This is a genomic window from Pseudomonas sp. FYR_5, from assembly GCF_043106315.1.
In the GTDB taxonomy this organism is placed as follows: Bacteria; Pseudomonadota; Gammaproteobacteria; order Pseudomonadales; family Pseudomonadaceae; genus Aquipseudomonas; species Aquipseudomonas putida_Y.
This window is the reverse complement of sequence record NZ_JBICMK010000053.1, coordinates 1-25,621: the sequence shown is the minus strand read 5'-3', so window position 1 is coordinate 25,621 and position 25,621 is coordinate 1. Positions and strand designations below refer to the sequence as shown.

21 protein-coding genes are annotated in these 25,621 nt (G+C 61.8%); 12 read left to right on the top strand and 9 right to left on the bottom strand.

What is annotated here, in order from left to right:
* Positions 1-35: 35 nt before the first annotated feature.
* From ACF8RA_RS07835 to ACF8RA_RS07810, 6 genes are all read right to left on the bottom strand, one after another.
* Positions 36-863, bottom strand: a complete 828-nt coding sequence (locus tag ACF8RA_RS07835; protein ID WP_209968361.1) for an ABC transporter permease — start codon at positions 861-863, stop codon at positions 36-38.
* A gap of 10 nt (positions 864-873) precedes the next feature.
* On the bottom strand, positions 874-2,121 hold the full coding sequence (locus ACF8RA_RS07830) for an ABC transporter permease (protein ID WP_176683494.1): 1,248 nt from the start codon (positions 2,119-2,121) through the stop codon (positions 874-876).
* A 60-nt stretch (positions 2,122-2,181) separates the two neighbouring features.
* On the bottom strand, positions 2,182-3,216 hold the full coding sequence (locus ACF8RA_RS07825) for an ABC transporter substrate-binding protein (RefSeq protein WP_176683495.1): 1,035 nt from the start codon (positions 3,214-3,216) through the stop codon (positions 2,182-2,184).
* Between the two features lie 40 nt (positions 3,217-3,256).
* On the bottom strand, positions 3,257-4,381 hold the full coding sequence (locus tag ACF8RA_RS07820) for an ABC transporter ATP-binding protein (protein WP_003255547.1): 1,125 nt from the start codon (positions 4,379-4,381) through the stop codon (positions 3,257-3,259).
* Between the two features lie 295 nt (positions 4,382-4,676).
* A complete protein-coding gene (locus ACF8RA_RS07815; protein WP_176683647.1) occupies positions 4,677-5,309 on the bottom strand; it encodes a response regulator transcription factor in 633 nt (210 codons plus the stop codon).
* A gap of 7 nt (positions 5,310-5,316) precedes the next feature.
* Positions 5,317-7,704, bottom strand: coding sequence for a PAS domain S-box protein (locus tag ACF8RA_RS07810; protein ID WP_176683496.1), 2,388 nt, complete (start codon positions 7,702-7,704; stop codon positions 5,317-5,319).
* A 95-nt stretch (positions 7,705-7,799) separates the two neighbouring features.
* Here ACF8RA_RS07810 and ACF8RA_RS07805 point away from each other — a divergent pair, with 95 nt between their 5' ends.
* Positions 7,800-8,798 carry an alpha/beta hydrolase family protein gene (locus tag ACF8RA_RS07805; protein ID WP_176683497.1) on the top strand — a complete coding sequence of 333 codons (999 nt, stop codon included), beginning with the start codon at positions 7,800-7,802 and terminating at the stop codon, positions 8,796-8,798.
* 28 nt (positions 8,799-8,826) lie between these two features.
* Here ACF8RA_RS07805 and ACF8RA_RS07800 read toward each other — a convergent pair whose 3' ends face one another.
* Genes ACF8RA_RS07800 through ACF8RA_RS07790 form a run of 3 tightly spaced genes read right to left on the bottom strand, consistent with a single transcriptional unit; the run spans position 8,827 to position 11,283 of the window.
* Positions 8,827-9,594 carry a TerB family tellurite resistance protein gene (locus tag ACF8RA_RS07800; RefSeq protein WP_176683498.1) on the bottom strand — a complete coding sequence of 256 codons (768 nt, stop codon included), beginning with the start codon at positions 9,592-9,594 and terminating at the stop codon, positions 8,827-8,829.
* A gap of 1 nt (position 9,595) precedes the next feature.
* Positions 9,596-10,267, bottom strand: a complete 672-nt coding sequence (murU, locus tag ACF8RA_RS07795; protein ID WP_028696956.1) for an N-acetylmuramate alpha-1-phosphate uridylyltransferase MurU — start codon at positions 10,265-10,267, stop codon at positions 9,596-9,598.
* The gene (locus ACF8RA_RS07790) at positions 10,264-11,283 is read right to left on the bottom strand and encodes an aminoglycoside phosphotransferase family protein (protein ID WP_392514888.1); all 1,020 of its coding nucleotides are present in this window, start codon (positions 11,281-11,283) and stop codon (positions 10,264-10,266) included. Before ACF8RA_RS07790 ends, murU begins: the two co-directional genes overlap by 4 nt.
* A gap of 130 nt (positions 11,284-11,413) precedes the next feature.
* On the opposite strand from ACF8RA_RS07790, the gene ACF8RA_RS07785 reads away from it, so the two are divergent.
* From ACF8RA_RS07785 to ACF8RA_RS07735, 11 genes are all read left to right on the top strand, one after another.
* A complete protein-coding gene (locus tag ACF8RA_RS07785; protein ID WP_176683500.1) occupies positions 11,414-14,221 on the top strand; it encodes an LPS-assembly protein LptD in 2,808 nt (935 codons plus the stop codon).
* Positions 14,196-15,521: a peptidylprolyl isomerase SurA gene (gene surA / locus ACF8RA_RS07780; protein WP_209968379.1), complete on the top strand. Its 1,326-nt coding sequence runs from the start codon at positions 14,196-14,198 to the stop codon at positions 15,519-15,521. The genes ACF8RA_RS07785 and surA overlap by 26 nt, the downstream gene beginning before the upstream one ends.
* Positions 15,518-16,507, top strand: a complete 990-nt coding sequence (pdxA, locus tag ACF8RA_RS07775; protein ID WP_176683502.1) for a 4-hydroxythreonine-4-phosphate dehydrogenase PdxA — start codon at positions 15,518-15,520, stop codon at positions 16,505-16,507. The genes surA and pdxA overlap by 4 nt, the downstream gene beginning before the upstream one ends.
* Complete coding sequence (gene rsmA, locus ACF8RA_RS07770; RefSeq protein WP_003255558.1) at positions 16,504-17,307, top strand: 16S rRNA (adenine(1518)-N(6)/adenine(1519)-N(6))-dimethyltransferase RsmA; 804 nt, start codon at positions 16,504-16,506, stop codon at positions 17,305-17,307. The genes pdxA and rsmA overlap by 4 nt, the downstream gene beginning before the upstream one ends.
* 193 nt (positions 17,308-17,500) lie before the next feature.
* Complete coding sequence (gene apaG, locus ACF8RA_RS07765) at positions 17,501-17,881, top strand: Co2+/Mg2+ efflux protein ApaG (RefSeq protein WP_021782712.1); 381 nt, start codon at positions 17,501-17,503, stop codon at positions 17,879-17,881.
* Positions 17,881-18,747 carry a symmetrical bis(5'-nucleosyl)-tetraphosphatase gene (locus ACF8RA_RS07760; RefSeq protein ID WP_176683503.1) on the top strand — a complete coding sequence of 289 codons (867 nt, stop codon included), beginning with the start codon at positions 17,881-17,883 and terminating at the stop codon, positions 18,745-18,747. The genes apaG and ACF8RA_RS07760 overlap by 1 nt, the downstream gene beginning before the upstream one ends.
* 14 nt (positions 18,748-18,761) lie before the next feature.
* Positions 18,762-19,094, top strand: a complete 333-nt coding sequence (gene glpE / locus ACF8RA_RS07755; RefSeq protein WP_103443390.1) for a thiosulfate sulfurtransferase GlpE — start codon at positions 18,762-18,764, stop codon at positions 19,092-19,094.
* Between the two features lie 282 nt (positions 19,095-19,376).
* A complete protein-coding gene (locus tag ACF8RA_RS07750; RefSeq protein ID WP_021782710.1) occupies positions 19,377-21,299 on the top strand; it encodes a PrkA family serine protein kinase in 1,923 nt (640 codons plus the stop codon).
* Between the two features lie 155 nt (positions 21,300-21,454).
* A complete protein-coding gene (locus ACF8RA_RS07745; RefSeq protein ID WP_176683504.1) occupies positions 21,455-22,726 on the top strand; it encodes a YeaH/YhbH family protein in 1,272 nt (423 codons plus the stop codon).
* Positions 22,723-24,291 (top strand): SpoVR family protein, encoded by a 1,569-nt coding sequence (locus tag ACF8RA_RS07740; protein WP_176683505.1) that lies wholly within the window; start codon positions 22,723-22,725, stop codon positions 24,289-24,291. Before ACF8RA_RS07745 ends, ACF8RA_RS07740 begins: the two co-directional genes overlap by 4 nt.
* 55 nt (positions 24,292-24,346) lie before the next feature.
* On the top strand, positions 24,347-25,453 hold the full coding sequence (locus ACF8RA_RS07735; RefSeq protein ID WP_176683506.1) for a multifunctional CCA addition/repair protein: 1,107 nt from the start codon (positions 24,347-24,349) through the stop codon (positions 25,451-25,453).
* Positions 25,454-25,621: the final 168 nt, after the last annotated feature.

Below are 25,621 nucleotides of genomic sequence, written 5' to 3'. Positions count from 1 at the left end.
CTAGCCGCGAAGAGGCCGGCACAGGCAACCCATCATCAAGCCGGCTGTTGAGTCCTCAACTTCTCACTACGCCCACGCAACCATTCCAGGGTGAGCAGCAACACCACCGAGAACGCAATCAGCAAGGTCGCCGCTGCGGCAATGGTTGGGCTCAGGTTCTCGCGGATACCGCTGAACATCTGCCGCGGCAGGGTTGCCTGCTCCGGCCCGGCGAGGAACAGCGTCACCACCACCTCGTCAAACGAGGTAGCGAAGGCAAACAGCGCTCCCGAGATGACACCGGGCGCGATCAGCGGCAGGGTCACCCGGCGGAAAGCCAGCAAAGGCGAGGCTCCCAGGCTGGCCGCTGCGCGCACCAGATTGTAGTTGAAGCCCTGCAGCGTCGCCGACACGGTAATGATGACGAACGGCACACCCAGTACCGCATGCACAAGAATCAGCGAGATGAAGCTGTTGCCCATGCCCAAAGGGGCGAAGAACAGGTAACTGGCCACCCCGATGATCACTACCGGCACCACCATCGGCGAGATCACCAACGCCATCACCAGCGACTTGCCGGGGAAATCGCCACGGGTCAGGCCGATGGCCGCCAAGGTGCCGAACACCATGGCCAGTACCGTGGCCGCCGGGGCAACGATGATGCTGTTCTTCAACGCCCGCATCCACTCGGCCGAGCCGAAGAAATCCTGATACCACTGCAGCGAGAAGCCCTGCAGCGGGTACACCAGGAAGCTGCCACTGTTGAACGACAGCGGCACGATCACCAGCACCGGCAAGATCAGGAACAGCAGGATCAAGCCACAGAGAATGCGCAGGCTGTAGTACCAGACCCGCTCCACGGGCGACATGTATGGGCTCAGCATGACAGGCTCCTCAGCTCAGGCGCAGGCGGCTGGCGCCGACCAGCCAGCTATAGATCAGGTACAACAGCACGGTCGCCAGCAGCAACAGCCCGCCCAGTGCGGTGGCCATGCCCCAGTTGATGCTGGTGTTGGTGTAGAAGGCGACGAAGTAGCTGACCATCTGGTCGTTGGGGCTACCCAGCAGCGCCGGGGTGATGTAGTAACCGATGGCCAGGATGAAGACCAGCAGGCAACCGGCGCCAACACCGGCGTAGGTCTGCGGGAAATACACCCGCCAGAAACTGGCGAACGGGTGGCAGCCCAGCGAGATCGCCGCACGCATGTAGCTCGGGGAAATACCCTTCATCACGCTGTACAGCGGCAGGATCATGAACGGCAGCAGGATGTGCACCATCGAGATGTAAACGCCTGTGCGGTTGAACACCAGCTCCAGCGGCTGGTCAATGATGCCCATGGCCATCAGCGCGCCGTTGATCAGGCCGCCCGACTGCAGTAGCACGATCCAGGCCGCCACCCGCACCAGGATCGATGTCCAGAATGGCAACAGCACCAGAATCATCAGCAGGTTACTCTGCCGGGTCGGCAGGTTGGCCAGCAAGTAGGCCAGTGGGTAGGCCAGTACCAGGCAGATAGTGGTAATCACCACCCCCATCCACAGGGTACGTACAAAGATGTCCAGGTAAATGGCCTGGTCCGGAGTGGCCTTGGCCAGTTCTCCAAGGTCATCGATGCGGTGGTCCACCGAGGCCAGCAGGTAGAAAGAAGTCACCGAACTGGTATTGCGGCGTATCGCCTGCCAATAAGCCGGGTCGCCCCAACGCTCGTCGACAGCCTGCAACGCGTCTTTATAAGAGGCAGGCTCAGCCTTGAATGGCAGTGCACGGGCGGTCTTGGTCAACAAGCTGCGGTAGCCGGCCAGTTCCATGTTCAAGCGTTTGGAAAGGTCACCAAGGGTATGGTTCTTGCGCGCCACAGCCAAATCCTGGCTGAGCGCCTTGTAAACGTCCTCGCCAGGCAGGCTCTTGCCATCCCACTGGCTGATGACTTCCACCGTGCGCGGCAGGCCGCCGACCACTTCCGGGTTGCCGACGCTCTTGTACAGCAGCGCCGCAATCGGCACCAGAAACACCAGCAAAAGAAACAGCGCCAGCGGCGCGATCAACGCCTGCGCCTTCCAGCGGTTAACCCGCTCGGCGTGTTTGAGGCGCTGCTTGAGACTTGGATCTGCGCCTTCTTTGAGGGGCACTGCAATGGCCATGGCGAACTCCGCAATACAGGCTGAAATGGGGGCCGCTTTGCGGCCCCACACACTGGACGTTTACTTCTTCGCCGCCCAGGCGTTGAAGCGTTGCTCCAGCTGTTCGCTGTTGTCGGCCCAGAACGCCACGTCGATCTGCACCTGGTTGGCAATGTTCTCAGGCGTGGTCGGCATGTCTTTCTTCACTTCGTCCGACAGCAGGCTCACGGCCTTGGAGTTGGCCGGGCCATAGGCGATGTTCTCGGAGTAGATCTTCTGCTGCTCAGGCTTGACGCTGTAGGCGATGAACTTCTTCGCCTCTTCGACGTTCTTGGCACCCTTAGGGATCGCCCATGCATCAAAGTCGTAGATGCCGCCGTTCCACACCACCTTGAGGTTGCTCTCTTTCTGCACAGCGGCAATACGCCCGTTGTAGGCAGAACTCATGACCACGTCGCCAGAGGCCAGGAACTGTGGCGGCTGTGCACCCGCTTCCCACCACTGGATGCTGGGCTTGAGTTCGTCGAGTTTCTTGAAGGCGCGGTCCACACCCTCTTTGGTGCTTAGCACCTGATACACGTCCTTCGGTGCCACACCGTCGGCCATCAGGGCGAACTCCAGGGTGTACTTGGCGCCCTTGCGCAGGCCGCGCTTGCCAGGGAATTTCTTGGTGTCCCAGAAATCCGCCCAGCTGGTGGGTGCGGCCTTCAGCTTGTCAGCGTTGTAGGCCATGACCGTGGACCAAACGAAGAAACCTACGCCGCACGGCTGGATGGCGCCCTTCACATAATCAGACTCGTTACCGAACAGGGCCGGGTCAAGCTCTTCGAACATGCCCTCGTCGCAACCGCGCGCCAGCTCTGGCGACTCAACCTCGACCAGGTTCCACGACACACTCTTGGTGTCGACCATCGCCTTGACCTTGGCCATTTCGCCGTTGTATTCACCAGCGATAATCTTGCCATTACCCGCTTTTTCCCAGGGTTCGTAGAAGGCTTTGACCTGGGCAGCCTTGTTGGCGCCCCCGAACGAGATCACGGTGAGGTCTGCGGCCATGGCCTGGCCAGCGGTGAACAGCCCCAAAGCCAGGGCGGTCAGTTTCAACGGCTTGCGCATTATTATTCTCTCCACAGTACAGGGTTGGTGAAGCAATCCATCAATGGGCTTCGGCAATCGGATCGAGCGCGCGGGCGTGCTCCACCTCCCAGCCCAGCGGTACCACATCGCCCACGGCCAACGCCGGGTCGAGCTCGGCAATAGGCTGCTTCACGAAGAAGTCGCCTTTGCCGCAAACCTCCAGACGCACCCGCACGTGGTCGCCCAGGTAAATGAATTCGGCCACCCGGCCAGAGAACCGGTTGACGCAGCTTTCACTGTGGCCGTTCAGCCGCACGCGCTCCGGGCGTATCGACAGGGTCACCGGCTCGCCGGCCTGGCCGACATTCACCGCCAGCGCCTCGACCCGCTCGCCGCGAGGCAACTGCACCTGGCAACGTTTGCCATCGCTGGCCAGCAGCGTGCCGCTAATGCGGTTGTTCTCGCCGATGAAGTTGGCGACGAAGGTGTTGCAGGGCTCTTCGTACAGCGTGCGCGGGTCGGCGATCTGCTGGATTTCGCCCTGGTGGAACACCGCCACGCGGTCGGACATGGTCAGCGCTTCGCCCTGGTCGTGGGTCACGTACACCACGGTCACACCGAGGCGTTGGTGAATGTGCTTGATCTCCATCTGCATGTGTTCGCGCAGTTGCTTGTCCAGCGCGCCGAGTGGCTCGTCCATCAGCACCAGCTGCGGCTCGAACACCAGTGCCCGGGCCAGCGCCACACGCTGCTGCTGGCCGCCGGACAGCTGGCCCGGGTAGCGCTTGGCGAAAGCGTCGAGCTGGACCATGTTCAGCACACGCTTGACCCGCTCACTGATGTCGGTCTTGCTCAGGTTGCGCACGGTCAGCGGAAAAGCCAGGTTCTCGGCCACGGTCATGTGCGGAAATAGCGCGTAGTTCTGGAACACCATGCCGATATCACGCTTGTGCGGCGGCACGTTGTTGATCGAGCGCCCGCCAAGCTGGATTTCACCAGCGGTGGGGGTTTCGAAGCCCGCCAGCATCATCAGGCTGGTGGTTTTGCCGGAACCGGACGGGCCAAGCAGGGTGAGGAACTCGCCCTTGCGGATATCCAGGTTGAGGTCTTTGACGATCAGCGACTCGCCGTCGTAGCTCTTCTGCACACCACGGAAGCTGACCAGCGTTTCGCCGGTTGCAGCGTTCGACTTCGCCTCGCTCATGCCTGCACCTTCTTGTTGGATGACTGCGTAGGCAGAAGAGTAGAAGAGACGCAAGCGCCCGAAAATCGGGGGTACTGAGAGAATGCCATCATCCGGGTGGAAGATTTGTTGTAGGGATCGCCCTACAAGGATGGCGGGTTTGGAATGCCCTTGCGAGCCAACCACGAAACCTGTGGGAGCGGGCATGCCCGCGAAGAGGCCGGCTCAGCCATAGAGATCAGCAGGCCAGGCCCGTTCGCGGGCATGCCCGCTCCCACAGAGGCTTCGGCAAGTTTCGGGCACCCGTATGTCGCAATCAGATCAGCTTGTGCTCCATGGCGTACTTCACCAGCTCCGCCAGCGAGTTCACTTTCAGCTTTTGCATCAAACGCGCCTTGTGAGTGCTGATGGTCTTGCTCGACAGCGCCAACTGCTGGGCAATGTCGTTGACGTTGGCGCCCTGGGCCAGGCGCTCGAACACCGAAAACTCCCGCTCCGAGAGCAGTGTGTGCAACGGCCGGGATTCGGTCAGGCCCACTTCGAACACCATGCGGTCGGCCAGCGACGGGTCGATATAACGCCCACCACCCGCCACCCGCCGAATCGCCGTCAGTAACAGCGCCGGATCACTGTCCTTGGTGGCATAGCCTGCCGCTCCGGCCTTCAGCGCCCGCGCCGCCATCTGTGCCTCATCGTGCATCGACAACATCAGGATCGCCGGCGCATCCTGCAACGCCCGGATACGCGGGATCGCCTCCAGACCGTTGACACCTGGCATCGAGATGTCCAGCAGTACCACCTCGCACGGTGTGTGGCGCAGGGTTTCGAGCAACTGCTCGCCGTTACCGGCCTCCCCCGCCACTTGCATGTCCTTGGCCAGGCCAATCAACTGTTTGATGCCTTCACGGACAATGGTGTGGTCTTCGGCCACCAGTACTCGAATCACGATTGCTCTCCTACTCCAACGGAATGGCCACGCTCAGGCTGGTGCCTTCACCCGGCTCACTGTCCAGCGCCATGCTCCCCCCCAGCATCAGCACCCGCTCGCGCACGCCCACCAGGCCAAACGAGGTGGGCCGGGTCTGCTCGCGGCAAAAGCCTTGACCATCATCACTGACCGTCATGCGCAACTGTCCGCCCTCACGTACCAGTTCAATCTCCACGCTGTGCGCCTGGGCGTGACGCATCACATTGGTCAGCGCCTCCTGGAGGATACGAAACAGCCCGGTGGCCTTGGCATCACTCAATGCTGGCAGATTGTCGGGTACTTGCACCAGACAGGGGATTTGCGTACGTGCCTCGAAGCGCCGCGCCTGCCATTCGATGGCCGAGGCAATGCCGGCATCGAGGATCGGCGGACGCAAGGCAGTGGCGACATCGCGCACCAGCTGGAACAACTGGGCGATCAGGCGTTTCATGCTCGCCAGGCGTTCATTCAGTCCCGGGTCCAGTTCGGCATAGGCCAGCTCGCACATCGACACTTCCAGCTTGAGCACGGTCAGCATCTGCCCCAATTCATCATGCACTTCCCGGGCGATACGGGCTTTTTCTTCTTCGCGCACGCTCTCCAGGTGGGCCGAGAGTTCGCGCAGCTGCTCCTGGGACTTCGCCAGCGCCAGCTCCGCCCGCTTGCCCTGTGTGATGTCCCAGACTATACCGTCCCACACCACCCGACCGTTGCCCAGGCGCCGGGCGCTGGCCTTGATGTCGGCCCAGCGCTGTTCGCCCTGCCGGGTGAGAATGCGCCCCTGCCAGGACCAGTCCTGGTCGCTGACCAAAGCCAGGTCCTGCACCCGGTGGTAATCCGCACGGTCCTCGGGGTGTACCAGGTTGCGCAGCCCCATCTGTGGGTGCTGGATCTCGCTGGGTGCATAACCCACCAACGCCTCGCTACCCTCGCTGATATAGGGGAACTCCAGATCGCCCTCGGCCGGGTCACGCTCCAGGCGAAACACCAAACCAGGTACGTTGCCAGCAATGCCCTTCAACCGCGCCTCGCTTTCGCGCAGGGCCGCCAGGGCGCGGTGCCGTTCGGTGACATCGGCGAGGTAGACCACCAGGTATTCGGAATCACGAAAGCGCAGAAAGCTCAGCGACAGCTCCACGGGTAGCAAGCTCTGATCAGCCCGCCGGCACTGCGTCTCAAACTGACCGACACCGCCCGCCCCCGTACGCGCGCCCTTCCACAGCTCTAGCCAGCGGTCCATGTTCAGGCTTGGCTCGAAGTCGCTCAGCGGTCGCTCCAGCAGTTCACCCTCGGTGTAGCCCAACATGCGCTCGGCGGCATGGTTGGCGTAACGCACATGGCTGTCCCAATTGACCCAGAGGATACCCACGGTGCTCTGATCGATGGCGAACTGGCTCAGGCGCAACGCCTCTTCACGCACCTGGCGCTCCACAAGGCTCTCCCGCGCGGCCAGCAGGCTGCGCTCCAGCTGGCGCTGCTGCCGGCGTTGCCACACCAGCGTGGCCAAGGCACACAGCAGCAACATACCGAACAGCAAGGCGATGTTCTGCCAGAAGCCAGGCGACTCGCTCAGGCGAGGGGTTTTCGGCTGCAACCAACGCTGATGCAGTTGTTCCAGCTCCTTGGCCGGCAGTGCCTGCAGGCCGCGTTCAAGTACATCGGCCAGCAGCGGCCAGTCGCGCCGCGAACCGATACGCAACAGCTGCGGCAGGCCAATATCGCCAACCACCGCCAGCTCACCGAACTCGCTCTCGCGCGACAGGCGGCTGAGCTGCGCTTCATCCAGCACGGCGAAGCTGGCCTGGCCACCGACCACCAGTTGCAAGGCCTCACGCTCGTCGGGCACCCCCTGGAGGTTGAGGTTGCCGTAGTTGCCGCGCAGGTAGTCCGCCAGGGGGCTGGGCATGCGCACCGCCACGCGTTGCTCGGCGTCAAGCTTTTCCAGCTCCACGGCCATGGCCCCGGTGCGCGGCCCCACCAGCAGTTGTGGCACGCGCATGTACGGGTCGCTGAATAGCCACAGGCGCAGACTGGCCGGCGTCTGGGTAAGGCCAGGGGCGAAGTCGATTTCGCCGCTCTGCAGGGCATGTTCCAAACTGGCCTGGTCACTGAAGTTACGCCAGGTGAGGTCCAGCCGCAGCGCCTGTGCCAGGCTGTTCACCAGTTCCACATTGGCCCCGTACAGTTGCTGCAGACGCCGGTCGAACTGGGCGTAGGGCGCCTGCAACACCAGGCCGACACGCAGGCTGCGGTGGGTGTCCAGCCACTGCTGCTGGTCAGGCTCCAGCGCCACAGAGGGCTGCGCCTCGGGCCTGGCCCAGACAATCAAGGGCAGCCACAAGCAGCCGATAACCAACAGGCGACGCACTCGCTTCATCTATACGCTCGACTTGGCAAAGACGGCCATGCAGCATGGCCGTCACGGGCAAATACTATTAGGCTGCCGGTTTCATTCTGGCCCTGGGTTGACTCATGTCCACACTTTATCGCACGACGCTGGCAGTGTGCTGCCTGGCCTCGGTCCTTCCACTCGGCGCCCTGGCCGCCGATGCCGAAAAATCACCTGCAAATACCGTGGCACCGGCGGCCGAGGCCCCACGGCCACCCTTGCTGGAACGCAGCCAGGAGGATGCCCTGGCGCTGGAACGGCTGCTGCCCAAGGCTGAGCAGCAGACCCTGCAGGCCGGTGCCGACAGCTTCCTGGCCCTGTGGAAGCCGGCCAACGACAACGATCCGCAAGGGGCAGTGATCATCGTCCCCGGTGCTGGCGAAACGGCCGACTGGCCAAATGCAGTCGGCCCACTGCGGCAAAAATTCCCTGATATCGGCTGGCACAGCCTGAGCGTCAGCCTGCCCGACCTGCTCGCAGACAGCCCGCAAGCGCGGGTCGAAGCCACACCACCTGTAGCGCCTGCACAAGACAAAGGCGAAAGCGCACCGGTCAAGGACGTACCGGCCGACGCCAACGCCAACGTGGCCCAAGCCACGGCAGCAGATGCCGACACGGCAGAAAGCACCGATGCCGAACAAGCCAGCGAGCAGTCCGACCCGGCAGATGCCGAACGCATCTTCGCCCGCCTGGATGCCGCCGTGGCGTTCGCCCAGCAACACAACGCCCGCAGCATCGTACTGATCGGCCATGGTAGCGGTGCATATTGGGCGGCGCGCTACCTGAGCGAGAAGCAGCCACCGCAGGTACAAAAACTGGTGATGGTCGCTGCTCAGACCCCTGCACGGGTGGAGCATGACCTGGAAAGCCTGGCCCCAACCTTGAAGGTACCGACAGCCGATATCTACTACGCCACCCGCAGCGCTGACCGCAATGCAGCCCAGCAACGCCTGCAGGCCAGCAAGCGGCAGAAGGATAGCCAGTACCGCCAGTTGTCATTGATCGCCATGCCGGGAAACAAAGCGGCGGCACAAGAGCAATTGTTCCGCCGGGTGCGGGGGTGGATGAGCCCTCAGGGTTGAGCCCGGCTTGATCCTGGTGGGGGGGCCATCAAAGACCGCGCCGCTTGCGGATCATGGCATAGGCCTGGTGCAACTCACGGGTACGCGCGGTCGCTTCACGCACCTGTGCCTCGCTGGCACCGGTACCCGCCAGCTTGTCCGGGTGATGCCGGCTGACAAGCCGACGATAGGCCTGCTTGACCTTATCAGTGTCGGTATCTGTCTCCACCGCCAGCAAGCGCAACGCTGCCGCATAGGTCATGGGCGCGCTTTCTGCTCCCGTGGCCTTGCGCGGCTCGTACTCCAGCGACATGGCCTGCACCTGGCGTCGGCTCATGCCCAGCTTCTGCCCCCAGTCCAGCAGCAGCTCACGCTCCTTGTTGCCCATCTTGCCGTCAGCCCAGACCATGCGCCAACAGGCCCGCAAGGTACCTTCCGCCGCGTGGGGCTGCTGACTGATGCGCCGCAGGTGCCCGCCAAGCCGGTCCTTGCCCGCCTTGCCACGGTTGAACGCATTGATGGCGCGCAGCCGAGCTGCCTCGGCCAAGTCCAGGCGCATCATCTCCTGACGCGCCTGCTGGATGTGCTGCTCAGCTACCCGGCCATCGCACTTGGCCAGGCGCCCGAGCATTACGAACAACAACTCGTCGTCGCGTAATGCGGGGCGCCCACCCAGGCGTTCACGCATGTCTTCCCAGCCTTGCAAACGCAGCCGGCGGTCAATGGCCTGCCCAAGCAACGCACCGAGCAAGGCACCCGGTATGCTCGCCACGGCAAAGCCGGCACCCACACCAATCACCGTGCCTGGCCACCACATGTCAGGCACGCTCGCCAATCAGAGACTCAGCCTCGGCCAGGCGCTCAAGCGTGCCAACATCCACCCAGTGCCCACGGTAGTGTTCGCCAGACACCTTGCCGGCCGCCATCGCCTGGCGCAGCAAAGGTGCCAGCTTGAAGGCGCCCGCCTGGCAACCTTCGAACAGCGCCGGGTGCAGCACCGAAATGCCGCTGAAGGTCAGCGTGCCTGGCGCGTCATCACCGTCAACGACCTGCTCGCCCATCAGGCGGAAGTCTCCGCGGCCGTGATGGCCAGGGTTGTCGACCAGCACCAGGTGAGCCAGGCCTTGCAGGGGAGCCTGCAGACGCGCGAAGTCGTAGTCGGTCCAGACATCGCCATTCACCAGCAGGAACGGCGCATCACCCAGCAAAGGCAGGGCCTTGAAGATGCCGCCACCGGTTTCCAGCGGTTCACCTTCAGGTGAATAGCGGATGCTCAGGCCGAAGCGGCTACCGTCACCCAGGTGCTCTTCAATCTGCTGGCCAAGCCACGCATGGTTGATCACCACTTCGGTCACGCCCGCTGCCGCCAGGGCGCGCAGGTGGTACTCGATCAGCGGCTGGCCGGCGACCGGGACCAACGGTTTTGGGGTGTGCAGGGTCAGCGGGCGCATACGCTCGCCCTTCCCCGCAGCCAGGATCATGGCCTTCATGCACGCGCTCCGGCCTGCAACTCGGCAATCAGCTCACCCAGCTCCGCCAATTCGGGCCGACGACCGATCACTTCATTTATATAGGCGAAGAAACGCGGCACGTCGCCCAGGTAACGCGGCTTGCCGTCGCGGTGGCAGATACGGGCGAAGATGCCGATCACCTTCAGGTGGCGCTGCACGCCCATCAGGTCACTGGCGCGGTGGAAGGCTTCGAACTCAGCATGCACCGGGATGCCGGCCGCCTGCGCCTGCTGCCAGTAATCGCTCAGCCAGCCTTCGACCCGCGCCTGCGGCCAGCTGACAAAGGCGTCCTTGAACAGGCAGGTAATGTCGTAGGTGACCGGGCCGTATACCGCATCCTGAAAGTCCAGCACACCAGGGTTGGGGGTGCTCTGCATCAGGTTGCGCGGCATGTAGTCACGGTGTACCAGCACCTTGGGTTGCGCCAGGGCGCTGTCGATCAGCAACTGGCTGACGCGCTGCCAGGTGGCCTTCTGTGCATCGGTGAAGGTCAGGCCCAGCTCACGCCCCACGTACCATTCGGGGAACAGTTCCACTTCACGGCGCAGCAGGGCGTCGTCGTAGCTGGGTAGCGGCGCGTCCATCGGCAAACGCTGGAACTTCAGAAGGGCATCGATGGCGTCGGCGAACAGGCCATCGGCGTTGTCGGCACTGATGATGTCAAGGTATGTCCGAGTGCCCAGATCCCCAAGCAGCAGAAAGCCGCGTTCCAGGTCCTGGGCGTGGATCAGCGGCACATGCACGTCAGCGCTGGCCAGCAGGTGGTCGATGGCGACGAACGGTCGGCAGTTCTCCTGCGGGGGGGGCGCATCCATGATCACGAAACTGTGGCCAGCGCCCTGCCAGCGGAAATAACGGCGGAAGCTGGCGTCGCTGCTGGCAGCGGTCAAGCTGCCTGCAGGCACCTCGCCCCAGGCGTTGTCACGGAAAAGATCATTGAGCTGCTCATCGAGCCAGACCGTCAGTTGTTGCAGGCGTACATCGTGTTCAGGCATTGCAAGGGTCTCCGACGGCCCTAGCCGTCAAGCGGGTCATGCTTTATTATCCAGCATCTTTTTCAGACCATCGAGAGGCGTGCGGCCCCACACGCGGGCAGATGGCACGCAGGAAGCCCGGACTAATAAGATGGCATTGAAATCCCCCGCGTTTCGTAGAAAGTTTCCGTTGCTGGTAACCGGCGGTCTGCTGGCCCTGCAACCTCTGGCCACCTCATACGTAGTGGCAGCCGAACAATTCGACTGCCAAGTGTCCGCCGCCGGTGGTTGGGACTGCAAGCCCAAAACCCCAGTCAACAACTTGCCACCGCGCCCGGTGCACGAAGGTGCAGCCGTCAGCTCCGGTACCGAAGCTGCGGGCGAAGCCGAAACTGCGGACCGGCCCATGCTGGTCACCGAGGCCAAGGGCCGTGGCCTGAAGTCGCGCAGCGAAGACTACAGCCACCTGGACTGGGTTCCGCGTGAAAAGCTCACCGCCGCACAGCTGGCTGAAACCGGCCCCTACTGCGGTGGCGCGTATATCGAGCCGACCCGCCCGGGCATGGCCGACACCACGCCGAAGGACGAGTCGCCGACCTACATCAATGCCAAGGTATCCAAGTACCAGCAGGAGCAGCAGATCGCCACCCTCGCCGGTGACGTGGTGATGCGCCAGGGCAGCATGCAGGCCGAAGCCGACGAGGCCAACCTCTACCAGGCCGAAAACCGTGGCGAGCTCAAGGGCAACGTCAAGATCCGTGACAACGGTTCGCTGGTGGTCGGTGACGAGGCACAGATCCAGCTCGACACTGGCGAAGCCCAGGTCGACAACGCCGAATACGTGATGCACAAGTCGCACATCCGCGGCAATGCCCTGTACGCCAAGCGCAGCGAAAACGCCATCATCCGCCTCAAGGACGGTACGTACACCACCTGCGAACCGGGCAGCAACGCCTGGCAGCTGAAGGGCAACAACATCACCCTGAACCCGGCAACCGGTTTCGGTACCGCGACCAACGTCACGCTGCGGGTCAAGGATTTCCCGGTGTTCTACACACCGTACATCTACTTCCCGATTGACGACCGTCGCCAGTCCGGATTCCTGCCGCCATCGTTCAGCACCAGCAGCGACACCGGCTTCATGCTGGTCACGCCGTACTACTTCAACCTGGCGCCCAACTACGACGCCACGTTGTATCCGCGCTACATGGCCAAGCGCGGCCTGCTGATGGAAGGCGAGTTCCGTTACCTGACGCCTTCCAGCGAAGGCCAGTTCGGCGGCGCCTACCTGAACGACAAGAACGACGACCGCAAAGATCAGACGGATTACAAAGATCAGCGCTGGATGGTCAACTGGCAGCACAAGGGTGGCCTGGACGAACGCCTGATGACTGAGGTGGACTACACCGACATCAGCGATCCGTTCTACTTCCAGGACCTGGAGTCCGACCAGATTGGCGTGGAAAGTCGCGACCTGCTGAATCAGCAGGGTGCGTTGACCTATCGTGGCGACAGCTACACCGCGCGGTTGAATGTGCATGCCTACGAGATGGCTACGATCTCGCAGATCACGCCGTATGACCGCCTGCCGCAGCTGACCCTGAACGGTACGCTGCCGTTCCAGCCAGGCGGTTTGAACCTTGGGTACGAGACTGAGGCTGTTCGTTTTGATCGTGACCTGAAGGACGATTTCGTTCTGGACGAAGATGGCAATCCAGACGCCAGCGCCGGCGTAGCCGGTCGCCGCCTTGACGAAAATATCTTCGGCGTAGCCCGTGCCAACGGCACCCGCCTGAACGTCGCCCCGTCCATCAGCCTGCCGATGCAGGCCAGCTACGGCTACATCACGCCGAAGCTGAAGTACATGTATACGCACTACGACCTTGACCTGGATAGCAAGGGCAAGAGCGACATTGCTGCCGCGAACGCAGACACACTGGACGTGTTCGGCGACTACAAAAGCAACCTGAACCGCGATATCCCGATTTTCAGCGTCGACAGCGGCCTGTATTTCGATCGCAACACCTCGTTGTTCGGCACCAACTACCGCCAAACCCTCGAACCGCGCATGTTCTACCTCTATGTCCCGCACAAGGACCAGATGGACATCCCGCTGTTCGATACGGGTGAAACCCTGTTCAGCTACGACTCGCTGTTCCGTGACAACCGTTTCAGTGGTACCGACCGTATCGGCGACGAGAACAAGCTGTCGCTGGGCGTGACCACCCGCTGGATCGAGGAGAACGGCTTCGAGCGCCAGAACTTCAGCATCGGCCAGGCCTACTACTTCAAGGACCGCAAGGTCCAGCTGCCAGGCATCGACTACCGCACCCGCAAGGACGCGCAATCCGATGTATCGCCGTACGCGCTGGTGTACAACTACTACTTCAACCGCGACTGGCGCTTCAATTCGGACTTCAACTGGGACCCGGACAGCCGCAGCACCCGCTCGGGCAGTGCGATGTTCCACTATCAGCCTGAAGACAACCCGAACAAAATCGTCAACCTCGGTTATCGCTATCGTAACGACACCATTGCCTACGACTCGACCACGGGTACCTGGAAAGTGGGCGGCGGTGACTATGGCACCCCGGGCGATCCGAACTACATCAAGGATTACTACAAGATCCAGCAGCACGACTTCTCGGTCATCTGGCCGATCGTGCCGCAGTGGAACGTTATCGCTCGCTGGCAGCATGACTACAACCGTAACCGTACCCTGGAAGCCATGGGTGGTTTCGAATACGACAACTGCTGCTGGAAGCTGCGCCTGATCAACCGTTACTGGATCGACTACGACGATTTCAGCCAGGCCCTTCCACAGAACGAAAAAGGCGACCACGGTGTCTTCCTTCAGATCGTCCTGAAAGGCCTCGGCGGCGTAGTTGGCAACAAGGTCGAGTCTTTCCTCGACCAAGGCATTCAAGGTTACCGTGAACGTGAAGACCAAGCTTATTGATCGTCTGCGCCCAGTGTTGCTGGGCGCCGCTTTGCTGAGTGGCGCGGTGCATGCCGCGGTGCAACCTCTTGATCGCGTGGTGGCTATCGTCGACAACGACGTGGTCATGCAAAGCCAGCTGGAACAGCGTGTCCATGAGGTGCAGCAAACCATCGCCAAGCGCGGCGGCGGCGTACCGCCGACCAGCGCCCTGGAACCGCAGGTACTGGAACGCCTGATCGTCGAGAACCTGCAACTGCAGATCGGCGAGCGCTCCGGCATCCGCATCACCGACGAAGAGCTGAACCAGGCCATTGGCACCATTGCCCAGCGCAATGGCATGTCGCTGGACCAGTTCCGCGCGGCGCTGGCCCAGGACGGCCTGTCGTTCGACGACGCTCGCGAGCAGGTCAAGCGCGAGATGATCATCAGCCGCGTGCGCCAGCGCCGCGTTGCCGAACGCATTCAGGTGTCCGAGCAGGAAGTGAAGAACTTCCTGGCCTCGGACCTGGGCAAGATGCAGATGTCGGAAGAGTACCGCCTGGCCAACATCCTCATTCCGACCCCGGAAGCCGCTAACTCGGCCGACATCCAGAAGGCTGCGCGCAAGGTTGGTGACGTGTACCAGCAACTGCGCCAGGGCGCCGACTTCGGCCAGATGGCGATTGCCAACTCGGCCAGCGAAAACGCCCTGGAAGGCGGCGAGATGGGCTGGCGTAAAGCCGGTCAGCTGCCACCCGACTTCGCCAAGATGCTCAGCAGCATGCCGGTGGGCGAAATTACCCAGCCTATTCGCATCCCCAACGGCTTCATCATCCTCAAGCTCGAGGAAAAGCGCGGTGGCAGCGAGAACGTGCTGCGTGACGAAGTGCATGTACGCCACATCCTGATCAAGCCAAGCGAGATCCGCAGCGAGGCGGCCACCAAGCAGCTGGCCGAGCGCCTGTACGAGCGGATCAAGAGCGGCGAAGACTTCGGCGAACTGGCCAAGAGCTTCTCTGAAGACCCGGGTTCGGCACTCAATGGCGGCGACCTCAACTGGGTCGATCCGAACAGCCTGGTACCGGAGTTCCGTGAACAGATGGCCAATGCCCAGCAAGGCGTAGTGACCAAACCGTTCAAGACCCAGTACGGCTGGCACGTTCTGGAAGTGCTGGGCCGCCGCGCCACCGACAGCACCGAGCAGGCCCGCGAACAGCAGGCCCTGAGCGTACTGCGCAATCGCAAGTACGACGAAGAGCTGCAAACCTGGCTGCGCCAGATCCGCGACGAAGCCTACGTTGAAATCAAGCTGCCTGGCGCCGACCAGGCTGCCCAGTGAAGCCCCTGCGCTTCGCCGTCACCCCCGGCGAGCCGGCCGGCATAGGCCCCGACCTGTGCCTGCTGCTCGCCGCAGACGCCCAGCCCCACCCCCTGATCGCCATCACCAGCCGTGACCTGCTCGCCGAGCGGGCCACGCAGCTGGGGCTGGCCGTCAGCCTGCTGCCGGTAGCCCCGGGCCAATGGCCTGACCGCCCTGCCCCCGCAGGGAGCCTGTACGTCTGGGATACCCCTCTGGCGGCCCCGGTGGTGCCAGGCCAGCTCGACAAGGCCAACGCAGCGTTCGTGCTGGAAACCCTGACCCGCGCCGGGCAAGGCTGCCTGGACGGGCACTTCGCCGGGATGATCACTGCCCCGGTGCACAAGGGTGTGATCAACGAAAGCGGTATCGCCTTTTCCGGGCATACCGAATTCCTTGCCGAACTGACCCGCACCGCACAAGTGGTAATGATGCTGGCTACCCGCGGCCTGCGCGTGGCCCTGGTGACTACGCACCTGCCACTGCGTGATATTGCCGACGCTATCACTGCCGAGCGCGTCGAACGTGTAACCCGTATCCTGCATGCCGATATGCGCGACAAGTTCGGCATTGCCAACCCGCGTATCCTCGTGTGCGGCCTCAACCCGCACGCGGGCGAGGGCGGCCACCTGGGCCGCGAAGAAATCGACATCATCGAGCCGACCCTGGCCCGCCTGCGCACCGAAGGCATGGACCTGCGCGGGCCGCTGCCGGCCGATACCCTGTTTACCCCCAAATATCTGGAGCACTGCGATGCGGTGCTGGCGATGTACCACGACCAGGGCCTCCCCGTACTCAAGTACAAAGGCTTCGGCGCTGCAGTGAACGTGACCTTGGGCCTGCCAATCATCCGCACGTCGGTTGACCACGGCACCGCCCTGGACCTGGCCGGCACTGGCAAAGTCGACACCGGCAGCCTGCGCGTCGCACTGGAAACCGCCTACCAGATGGCCGAGAACCGACCATGAACGAGCAATACCAACACCGGGCACGCAAGCGCTTCGGCCAGAACTTCCTGCACGACGCCGGTATCATCGACCGCATCCTGCGTGCCATCAACGCCAAGGCCGGCGAACACCTGCTGGAAATCGGCCCGGGCCAGGGCGCCCTGACCGAAGGCCTGCTGGGCAGCGGTGCACAGTTGGACGTGGTGGAGCTGGACAAAGACCTGGTGCCGATCCTGCAGCACAAGTTCGCCGATCGCAGCAACTTCCGCCTGCACCAGGGTGACGCCCTGAAGTTCGACTTCAACCAGCTGGGCGTACCGCCGCGCAGCCTCAAGGTCGTTGGCAACCTGCCCTACAACATCTCCACCCCGCTGATCTTCCACCTGCTAAGCCACGCCGGGCTGATCCGCGACATGCATTTCATGCTGCAGAAGGAAGTGGTCGAACGCATGGCCGCCGGCCCTGGCGGCGGTGACTGGGGACGCTTGTCGATCATGGTGCAGTACCACTGCCGCGTGGAGCACCTGTTCAATGTCGGCCCTGGTGCCTTCAACCCGCCCCCGAAAGTGGATTCGGCGATCGTCCGCCTGGTGCCGCACGAAGTGCTGCCGTTCCCGGCCAAGGACCACCTGCTGCTGGAGCGTGTCGTTCGCGAAGCGTTCAACCAGCGCCGCAAGACCCTGCGCAACACCATGAAAGGCCTGCTGGACAGCGCCGCCATCGAGGCTGCCGGCGTTGATGGCAGCCTGCGCCCTGAACAGCTCGACCTGGCAGCCTTCGTGCGCCTGGCTGACCAACTGGCGGATCAGCAACAAGCCTGATTTAGCCCGTACCGGCCTCTTCGCGGGCCACAAGGGATCGCACAACCCTCAAATCCTGTGCGAACCCTTGTAGGAGCGGGTTTACCCGCGAAGACGCCGGTACAGGTAACCCCCCAAGCCCGATCACCGCTGGCCCTCCCCCCTCTCAATGGCCTAGACTGCATTATTGCGTCAGTTCGCCCAAGGCCCTTGCATGTCCGACCCCCGCTATCAAATCGACGTCAGCGTCGTGACCCGCTACCTGAAAGAACAATCCGACCCCGAAAACAGTCGTTTCGCGTTCGCCTACACCATTACCGTGCAGAACAACGGTTCGCTCACGGCCAAGTTGCTGTCGCGCCACTGGCTGATCACCAACGGTGACGGCGAGGTAGAGGAAGTACGCGGCGCCGGCGTGGTCGGCCAGCAACCCAACATAGACCCTGGCCAAAGCCATACTTACAGCAGTGGTGCCGTCATCAGCACCCGCGTTGGCACCATGCAGGGCAGCTACCAGATGTTCGCCGAAGACGGTAAGCGCTTCGACGCCGAAATTGCCCCCTTCCGCCTGGCAGTGCCCGGGGCGCTGCACTGATGGCAACCTACGCCGTCGGTGACCTGCAGGGCTGCCTGCAGCCACTCAAATGCCTGCTCGATCGCGTCAGTTTCAACCCCGCCGTCGACCGCCTGTGGCTGGTCGGCGACCTGGTCAACCGCGGCCCCGAGTCACTGGAAACCCTGCGCTTCCTGTACTCGATCCGTCATTCACTGGTCTGCGTGCTGGGCAACCATGACCTGCACCTGCTGGCCGTCTGGCATAACGTCGAGCGCCTCAAGAAAAGCGACACACTGCGCGAGATCATCGAAGCGCCGGACGCCGACCAGTTGTTCGACTGGCTGCGCCAGCAAAAGCTGCTGCATTACGACGAGCCCCGCGGCATCGCCCTGGTTCACGCCGGCATACCGCCACAATGGACCCTTGGCAAAGCCCTGGAGCTCGCCGCCGAGGTCGAGGAAGTGCTGCGTGACGACACCCGCCTGCAGCTGTATCTCGACGGCATGTACGGCAACGAGCCGAACAAGTGGCGCAAGAACCTCGCCGGCGTCGAACGCCTGCGGGTCATCACCAACTACTTCACCCGCATGCGCTTCTGCACTGCCGATGGCAAACTCGACCTCAAGAGCAAGGAAGGCCTGGGTAGCGCGCCCAAAGGCTACAAAGCCTGGTACGCGCACAAGGACCGTCGCTCACGCCACGTGAAGATCATCTTTGGCCATTGGGCCGCTCTGCAGGGTGAGGTCACCGAGCCCGACGTCATCGCCCTGGACACTGGCTGCGTGTGGGGCGGCGCCATGACCCTGTACAACATCGACAGCGGCGAATATCACCGCTGCGACTGTGCCGACGACGGCACCCTGCGCCAGCCGGCACAACCCACTACACTCAACGACCACACCTGAAGGAAGCAGTACCCATGAGCGAATTCAAGCGCATCCCTCCTGAGCAGGCCTTGGAGCTTCGCAAGAAAGACGGAGCGGTCGTGGTCGACATTCGCGACCCGCAGGCCTTCGCCGCCGGCCACATCACCGGCGCCCGGCATCTGGATAACCACTCGGTCGCCGATTTCATCCGCAACGCCGACCTTGATGCGCCGACCCTGGTGGTCTGCTATCACGGCAATTCCAGCCAAAGCGCTGCCGCCTATCTGGTCGGCCAGGGCTTCTCCGACGTGTACAGCGTGGACGGCGGCTTCGAACTGTGGCGCGCGACCTATCCGGCCGAGACCGCCCAGGGCAACGCTGAATAATTTTTTATTTTCCCCTGCAGCCCGTGCCCCGCGCGGGCTTGCGGCTTATCTGACGAACGGTCGTTCGTAACTTCTGCGTTTCTCGCCCCTTGACCTTGCAGATAACCAACTACGCTTAAGCTCAGGCCATCCAAAAAGGGGAGAGCCGGTACACCGGCGTGCGGGTCATCGGTAGCGTTACAGGGTGTTCTGGGGGGTATACAGCAATCGGCAAACCCGGTTGCATGCCAGCATCAGCTGACTGATCCGGCGTCGTCTCCACGTATCGAGCGAGGTGACGTCATGAGTATTTTTAGCCACTTCCAACAACGTTTCGAGTCAACGCGCCAGGAAGAACTCTCGCTGCAGGAGTACCTCGAGCTGTGCAAAGAGGATCGCAGTGCCTACGCATCGGCGGCCGAACGGCTGTTGCTGGCCATCGGTGAGCCAGAGCTGATCGACACCTCAACCAACTCCAGGCTGTCGCGAATCTTCTCCAACAAGGTTATCCGCCGCTATCCGGCCTTTGCCGACTTCCATGGCATGGAAGAGTGCATCGACCAGATCGTGTCGTACTTCCGCCACGCCGCCCAAGGCCTGGAAGAGAAGAAACAGATCCTCTATCTGCTGGGCCCGGTAGGCGGCGGCAAGTCCTCGCTGGCGGAAAAACTCAAGCAGCTGATGGAAAAGGTGCCGTTCTACGCGATCAAGGGCTCGCCGGTATTCGAGTCACCTCTGGGCTTGTTCAATGCCACCGAAGATGGGGCCATTCTCGAGGAAGAGTTCGGCATCCCACGGCGCTACCTCAACACCATCATGTCGCCTTGGGCCACCAAGCGCCTGCAGGAATTTGGCGGTGACATCTCCAAGTTCAAGGTGGTGAAGCTGTACCCGTCGATTCTTAACCAGATCGCCATTGCCAAGACCGAACCCGGCGATGAAAACAACCAGGACATCTCTGCCCTGGTCGGCAAGGTCGATATCCGCAAACTTGAGGAATACCCACAGAACGACGCTGATGCTTATAGCTACTCGGGCGCGCTGTGCCGGGCCAACCAGGGCCTGATGGAATTCGTCGAAATGTTCAAGGCGCCGATCAAGGTCCTGCACCCCTTGCTCACCGCCACCCAGGAAGGCAACTACAACAGTACCGAAGGCCTTGGGGCGATTCCCTATACCGGTATTCTGCTGGCGCACTCGAACGAATCGGAGTGGCACACCTTCCGTAACAACAAGAACAACGAAGCGTTCATCGACAGGATCTATATCGTCAAGGTGCCGTACTGCCTGCGGGTCAGCGATGAAATCAAGATCTACGACAAGTTACTGATCAACAGCTCGCTGTCCAAGGCCCACTGCGCGCCAGATACGCTCAAGATGCTGGCTCAGTTCACCGTGCTTTCACGCCTGAAAGAGCCAGAGAATTCCAATATCTATTCCAAGATGCGCGTTTACGACGGGGAAAACCTCAAGGACACCGATCCAAAGGCCAAGTCGATCCAGGAATACCGGGACGCCGCAGGTGTCGACGAAGGCATGAACGGCCTGTCGACTCGCTTCGCCTTCAAGATCCTGTCCAAGGTGTTCAACTTCGACCCACACGAAATTGCCGCCAACCCGGTGCACCTGCTGTATGTGCTCGAACAGCAGATCGAACAGGAACAGTTCCCGGCTGAGGTGCGCGAACGCTATCTGCGCTACCTGAAGGAATACCTGGCGCCGCGCTACATCGAGTTTATCGGCAAGGAAATCCAGACCGCCTACCTGGAGTCCTACAGCGAATACGGCCAGAACATCTTCGACCGCTACGTGCTGTATGCAGACTTCTGGATCCAGGATCAGGAATACCGCGACCCGGAAACCGGCGAAATTCTCAACCGCATTGCGCTCAACGAAGAACTGGAGAAGATCGAGAAACCGGCTGGCATCAGCAACCCGAAAGACTTCCGCAACGAGATCGTCAACTTCGTACTGCGCGCACGCGCCAACAACAATGGCAAGAATCCAAGCTGGCTGAGTTATGAAAAGCTGCGGGTCGTGATCGAGAAGAAAATGTTCTCCAACACCGAAGACCTGCTGCCTGTCATCAGCTTCAACGCCAAGGCCAGCAAAGAGGACCAGAAGAAACACAACGACTTCGTCACCCGGATGGTGGAGCGTGGCTATACCGACAAACAGGTGCGCCTGCTGTCGGAATGGTACCTGCGGGTCAGGAAATCGCAATAAAGCGGCAAGCTACTAGCCGCAAGCTGCAAGCTGCCTGGCGCGGGCATTACGGCCCGCGTCACAGCTTGCGGCGGCGGTGGCTGCTCTTTCTTGCAGCTTGAAGCTTGTGGCTTGCAGCTTGTGGGTTGCAGCTGCATCCAGTCACCGGAGGGACCATGAGCTACGTTATAGACCGACGCCTGAACGGCAAGAACAAGAGCACGGTCAACCGCCAACGCTTTCTGCGGCGGTACCGCGAACATATCAAGAAGGCCGTCGAAGAGGCGGTGAGCCGCCGTTCCATCATGGATATGGAACACGGCGAGCAGATCAGTATTCCCGGGCGCGACATCGACGAACCGGTCTTGCATCATGGTCGTGGGGGCAAACAGACCATCGTGCACCCTGGCAACAAAGAATTCACTGCCGGTGAACACATCCCACGGCCGCAAGGCGGTGGAGGTGGTGGCGGTCGCGGCAAGGCCGGCAATTCCGGCGAAGGCATGGACGAGTTCGTCTTCCAGATCACCCAGGAAGAATTTCTCGAATTCATGTTCGAAGACCTTGAGCTACCCAACCTGGTCAAACGTCACCTGACTGGCGCCGACACCTTCAAGACTGTTCGCGCCGGCATCGCCAACGAAGGCAACCCGTCACGCATCAACATCGTGCGCACCCTGCGCTCGGCCCATGCCCGCCGTATCGCCCTGACCGGCAGCAGCCGCGCGCTGCTGCGCGAAGCACAAAAGGAACTCAACCGCCTGCGGGTCGAAGAGCCGGACAATTTCACCGATATCCAGGAAATCGAACAGGAAATCGAGCGCCTGAAAGCGCGTATCAACCGCCTGCCCTTCCTCGACACCTTCGACCTCAAGTACAACCTGCTGGTCAAGCAACCCAACCCAAGCTCGAAGGCAGTGATGTTCTGCCTGATGGACGTATCCGGCTCGATGACCCAGGCCACCAAGGACATCGCAAAGCGCTTCTTCATCCTGCTGTACCTGTTCCTCAAGCGTAACTACGAGCGCATCGAAGTCGTGTTCATTCGCCATCACACCAGCGCCCGGGAAGTCGACGAAGAAGAATTCTTCTATTCGCGGGAAACCGGCGGCACCATCGTCTCCAGTGCCCTCAAGCTGATGCAGGAAATCATGGCCGAGCGCTACCCGGCCAGCGACTGGAACATTTATGCCGCGCAGGCTTCTGATGGTGACAACTGGAACGACGACTCGCCCATCTGCCGCGACATCCTCTCCAAACAGATCATGCCGCATGTGCAGTACTACACTTACGTTGAGATCACCCCCCGTGAACACCAGGCGCTGTGGTATGAGTACGAGCGTATCGGCGATGCTTTCCCCGACACGTTCGCCCAACAGCAGCTGGTATCGGCCGGCGACATCTACCCGGTCTTCCGTGAACTCTTCCAGCGCAGGTTAGCCACATGACCGCCAGAGCACAGAGACGCCAACCCATTTCCACCGGGTCCGAGTGGACGTTCGAGCTGATCCAGACCTACGACCGGGAAATCAGCCGTCTGGCCGAGCGTTACGCCCTGGACACCTACCCCAACCAGATCGAGGTAATCACTGCCGAGCAGATGATGGACGCCTACGCCTCGGTCGGCATGCCGCTGGGCTACCACCACTGGTCCTACGGCAAGCAGTTCCTCAGCACGGAAAAGTCCTATAGCCGCGGCCAAATGGGTCTGGCATACGAGATCGTGATCAACTCCGACCCTTGTATCGCCTACCTGATGGAAGAAAACACCATGTGCATGCAGGCACTGGTGATTGCCCACGCCTGCTACGGCCATAACAGTTTTTTCAAAGGCAATTACCTGTTCCGCACCTGGACTGACGCGAGCTCGATCATCGACTATCTGGTGTTCGCCAAGCAGTACATCGCCCAGTGCGAAGAGCGCCACGGTATCGATGCAGTGGAGGACTTGATCGACTCCTGCCATGCCCTGATGAACTACGGTGTCGACCGCTACAAGCGGCCCTATCCTATTTCTGCCGAAGAAGAGCGGCGCCGGCAACAGGAGCGCGAAGAGCATCTTCAGCGTCAGATCAACGATCTTTGGCGGACAATTCCGAAAAACGCCGAAAAGGGTAACGACCGCGATGAGGGGCGCTTCCCCGCCGAACCGCAGGAAAACATCCTGTATTTCATCGAGAAGAACGCCCCGCTGCTTGAACCCTGGCAACGTGAGGTCGTGCGCATCGTGCGCAAGATCGCCCAGTACTTCTACCCGCAGCGCCAGACCCAGGTCATGAATGAAGGTTGGGCAACCTTCTGGCACTACACCCTGATGAACGACCTGTACGATGAGGGGCTGATTACCGAAGGCTTCATGATGGAGTTCTTGCAGTCGCACACCAGCGTGGTGTTCCAGCCCGGCTTCGACAGCCCGTACTACAGCGGCATCAACCCCTACGCGCTGGGCTTTGCGATGTACACCGACATCCGCCGCATGTGCGAATACCCCACCGAGGAAGATCGCCACTGGTTCCCCGACATTGCCGGCAGCGACTGGCTTTCTACCATCAAGTTCGCCATGAGCAGCTTCAAGGACGAGAGCTTCATCCTGCAGTACCTGTCGCCCAAAGTGATGCGCGACCTCAAGCTGTTCAGCATCCTCGATGACGACCAACGCGACGACCTGCTGGTGCCCGCCATCCATGATGAAGCCGGTTACCGGGTGATTCGGGAGCAGTTGGCAGCGCAGTACAACCTCGGCAACCGTGAACCGAACGTGCAGATCTGGAGCGTCGACCGCCGCGGAGACCGCTCGCTGACCCTGCGACACCAGCAACACAACCGCAAACCGCTGGGCGACTCGACCGACGAAGTGCTCAAGCACCTGCATCGTCTGTGGGGTTTCGATATCCACCTGGAGACCGTGCAGGGCGAGCAAGTGATGAGTACTCACCACATGCCGCCGCGCGGCGAGCATAGCGAAAGCGCCGACTACGGCCGCATGGACCTGGCCGTTATCCACCACCTCTGATGCAACCCCATGACCGCCGACGGGTTATCCTGTCGGCAGTTATGGAGAGCTGCACATGCACATTTACAAAGTTGGCGGCGCCGTGCGCGACCGCCTGCTCGGCCGCCCTGTCAGCGACATCGACTGGCTGGTGGTCGGCGCCACCGTCGAAGAAATGCTCGCCAAGGGCTATCGGCCGGTAGGTGCCGATTTCCCGGTGTTCCTGCACCCGAAAACCGGCGAGGAATACGCCCTGGCGCGCACCGAGCGCAAGAGCGGGCGAGGCTACGGCGGGTTCACTTTTCACGCCAGCCCCGACGTAACCCTGGAAGAAGACCTGATCCGCCGCGACCTGACCATCAATGCGATGGCCGAGGATGAGGCGGGCACGGTCTACGACCCCTACCAAGGCAAGAAAGATCTGGATCAACGCCTGCTACGCCATGTTTCCCCGGCATTCTCCGAGGATCCATTGCGCGTGCTGCGTGTTGCACGCTTTGCTGCCCGCTACGCACCCTTGGGGTTCCGGGTTGCCGATGACACCTTGGCGCTGATGCGCCAGATCAGCGCCTCGGGAGAACTACAGGCACTCACTGCCGAGCGCAGCTGGAAGGAAATCGAGCGTGCGCTGATGGAAGCGCAACCGCAGGTGTTCTTCAAGATAATGAGCGCGTGCGGGGCCCTGCAGGAGCTGCTGCCTGAGCTTGATGACGGCTCCCGGACACTGTCGGCGCTGGAGCAGGCAGCGGCGCACGGACAACCGCTGCACGTGCGCTGGGCCTGCCTGTTGCGCGGGTTGGCACCGACATCGATCAAAACCGTCAATCAGCGCCTGAAGGCACCGCGTGAGTGCCAGGAACTGGCCATGCTGACAGGGGAATGCCTGGCGCAGGGCAATCAGGCGCTCGAACTGCCTGCCACGGCACTGCTGGAGCTGTTGCAGAAGTTCGATGTCTACCGACGGCCGCAGCGGTTCGAGGATTTTGTGGTCGTTTGCGAGATGGCGGCGTTGGGCGATGGCGAGCAGGGTTACCCACAGGCCGATTACCTGCGAGGCGCAGCAGCGGCGGCGCGAGCGGTGGATGTGAAGCCGTTGGTGCAAGCCGGGTTCACGGGCAAGGCCCTGGGCGAAGCACTCAAAGGTGAGCGGCTGAAAGCGCTCGAGGCTTACCAGCGCGGCTAGACATACCCGCCTCTTCGCGGCTGAAGCCGCTGTAGGAGCGGGTTCACCCGCGAAAGGGCCGGGCCTGCTGGCCAATTTCCAACCGCTGTTCACCGTCGCAGCCACCACCGTATTCGCGGGTAAACCCGCTCCTACAGGGGGCACACATCAGAGGTTGGGCACAGGCCG

What these genes read in the sequence shown, in the direction of transcription:
- ACF8RA_RS07835 (WP_209968361.1), bottom strand. Translation starts at nt 863, where the DNA reads ATGCTGAGCCCATACATGTCGCCCGTGGAGCGGGTCTGGTACTACAGC.
- ACF8RA_RS07830 (WP_176683494.1), bottom strand. Translation starts at nt 2,121, where the DNA reads ATGGCCATTGCAGTGCCCCTCAAAGAAGGCGCAGATCCAAGTCTCAAG.
- ACF8RA_RS07825 (WP_176683495.1), bottom strand. Translation starts at nt 3,216, where the DNA reads ATGCGCAAGCCGTTGAAACTGACCGCCCTGGCTTTGGGGCTGTTCACC.
- ACF8RA_RS07820 (WP_003255547.1), bottom strand. Translation starts at nt 4,381, where the DNA reads ATGAGCGAGGCGAAGTCGAACGCTGCAACCGGCGAAACGCTGGTCAGC.
- ACF8RA_RS07810 (WP_176683496.1), bottom strand. Translation starts at nt 7,704, where the DNA reads ATGAAGCGAGTGCGTCGCCTGTTGGTTATCGGCTGCTTGTGGCTGCCC.
- ACF8RA_RS07805 (WP_176683497.1), top strand. Translation starts at nt 7,800, where the DNA reads ATGTCCACACTTTATCGCACGACGCTGGCAGTGTGCTGCCTGGCCTCG.
- ACF8RA_RS07800 (WP_176683498.1), bottom strand. Translation starts at nt 9,594, where the DNA reads ATGTGGTGGCCAGGCACGGTGATTGGTGTGGGTGCCGGCTTTGCCGTG.
- murU (WP_028696956.1), bottom strand. Translation starts at nt 10,267, where the DNA reads ATGAAGGCCATGATCCTGGCTGCGGGGAAGGGCGAGCGTATGCGCCCG.
- ACF8RA_RS07790 (WP_392514888.1), bottom strand. Translation starts at nt 11,283, where the DNA reads ATGCCTGAACACGATGTACGCCTGCAACAACTGACGGTCTGGCTCGAT.
- ACF8RA_RS07785 (WP_176683500.1), top strand. Translation starts at nt 11,414, where the DNA reads ATGGCATTGAAATCCCCCGCGTTTCGTAGAAAGTTTCCGTTGCTGGTA.
- rsmA (WP_003255558.1), top strand. Translation starts at nt 16,504, where the DNA reads ATGAACGAGCAATACCAACACCGGGCACGCAAGCGCTTCGGCCAGAAC.
- apaG (WP_021782712.1), top strand. Translation starts at nt 17,501, where the DNA reads ATGTCCGACCCCCGCTATCAAATCGACGTCAGCGTCGTGACCCGCTAC.
- ACF8RA_RS07760 (WP_176683503.1), top strand. Translation starts at nt 17,881, where the DNA reads ATGGCAACCTACGCCGTCGGTGACCTGCAGGGCTGCCTGCAGCCACTC.
- glpE (WP_103443390.1), top strand. Translation starts at nt 18,762, where the DNA reads ATGAGCGAATTCAAGCGCATCCCTCCTGAGCAGGCCTTGGAGCTTCGC.
- ACF8RA_RS07750 (WP_021782710.1), top strand. Translation starts at nt 19,377, where the DNA reads ATGAGTATTTTTAGCCACTTCCAACAACGTTTCGAGTCAACGCGCCAG.
- ACF8RA_RS07745 (WP_176683504.1), top strand. Translation starts at nt 21,455, where the DNA reads ATGAGCTACGTTATAGACCGACGCCTGAACGGCAAGAACAAGAGCACG.
- ACF8RA_RS07740 (WP_176683505.1), top strand. Translation starts at nt 22,723, where the DNA reads ATGACCGCCAGAGCACAGAGACGCCAACCCATTTCCACCGGGTCCGAG.
- ACF8RA_RS07735 (WP_176683506.1), top strand. Translation starts at nt 24,347, where the DNA reads ATGCACATTTACAAAGTTGGCGGCGCCGTGCGCGACCGCCTGCTCGGC.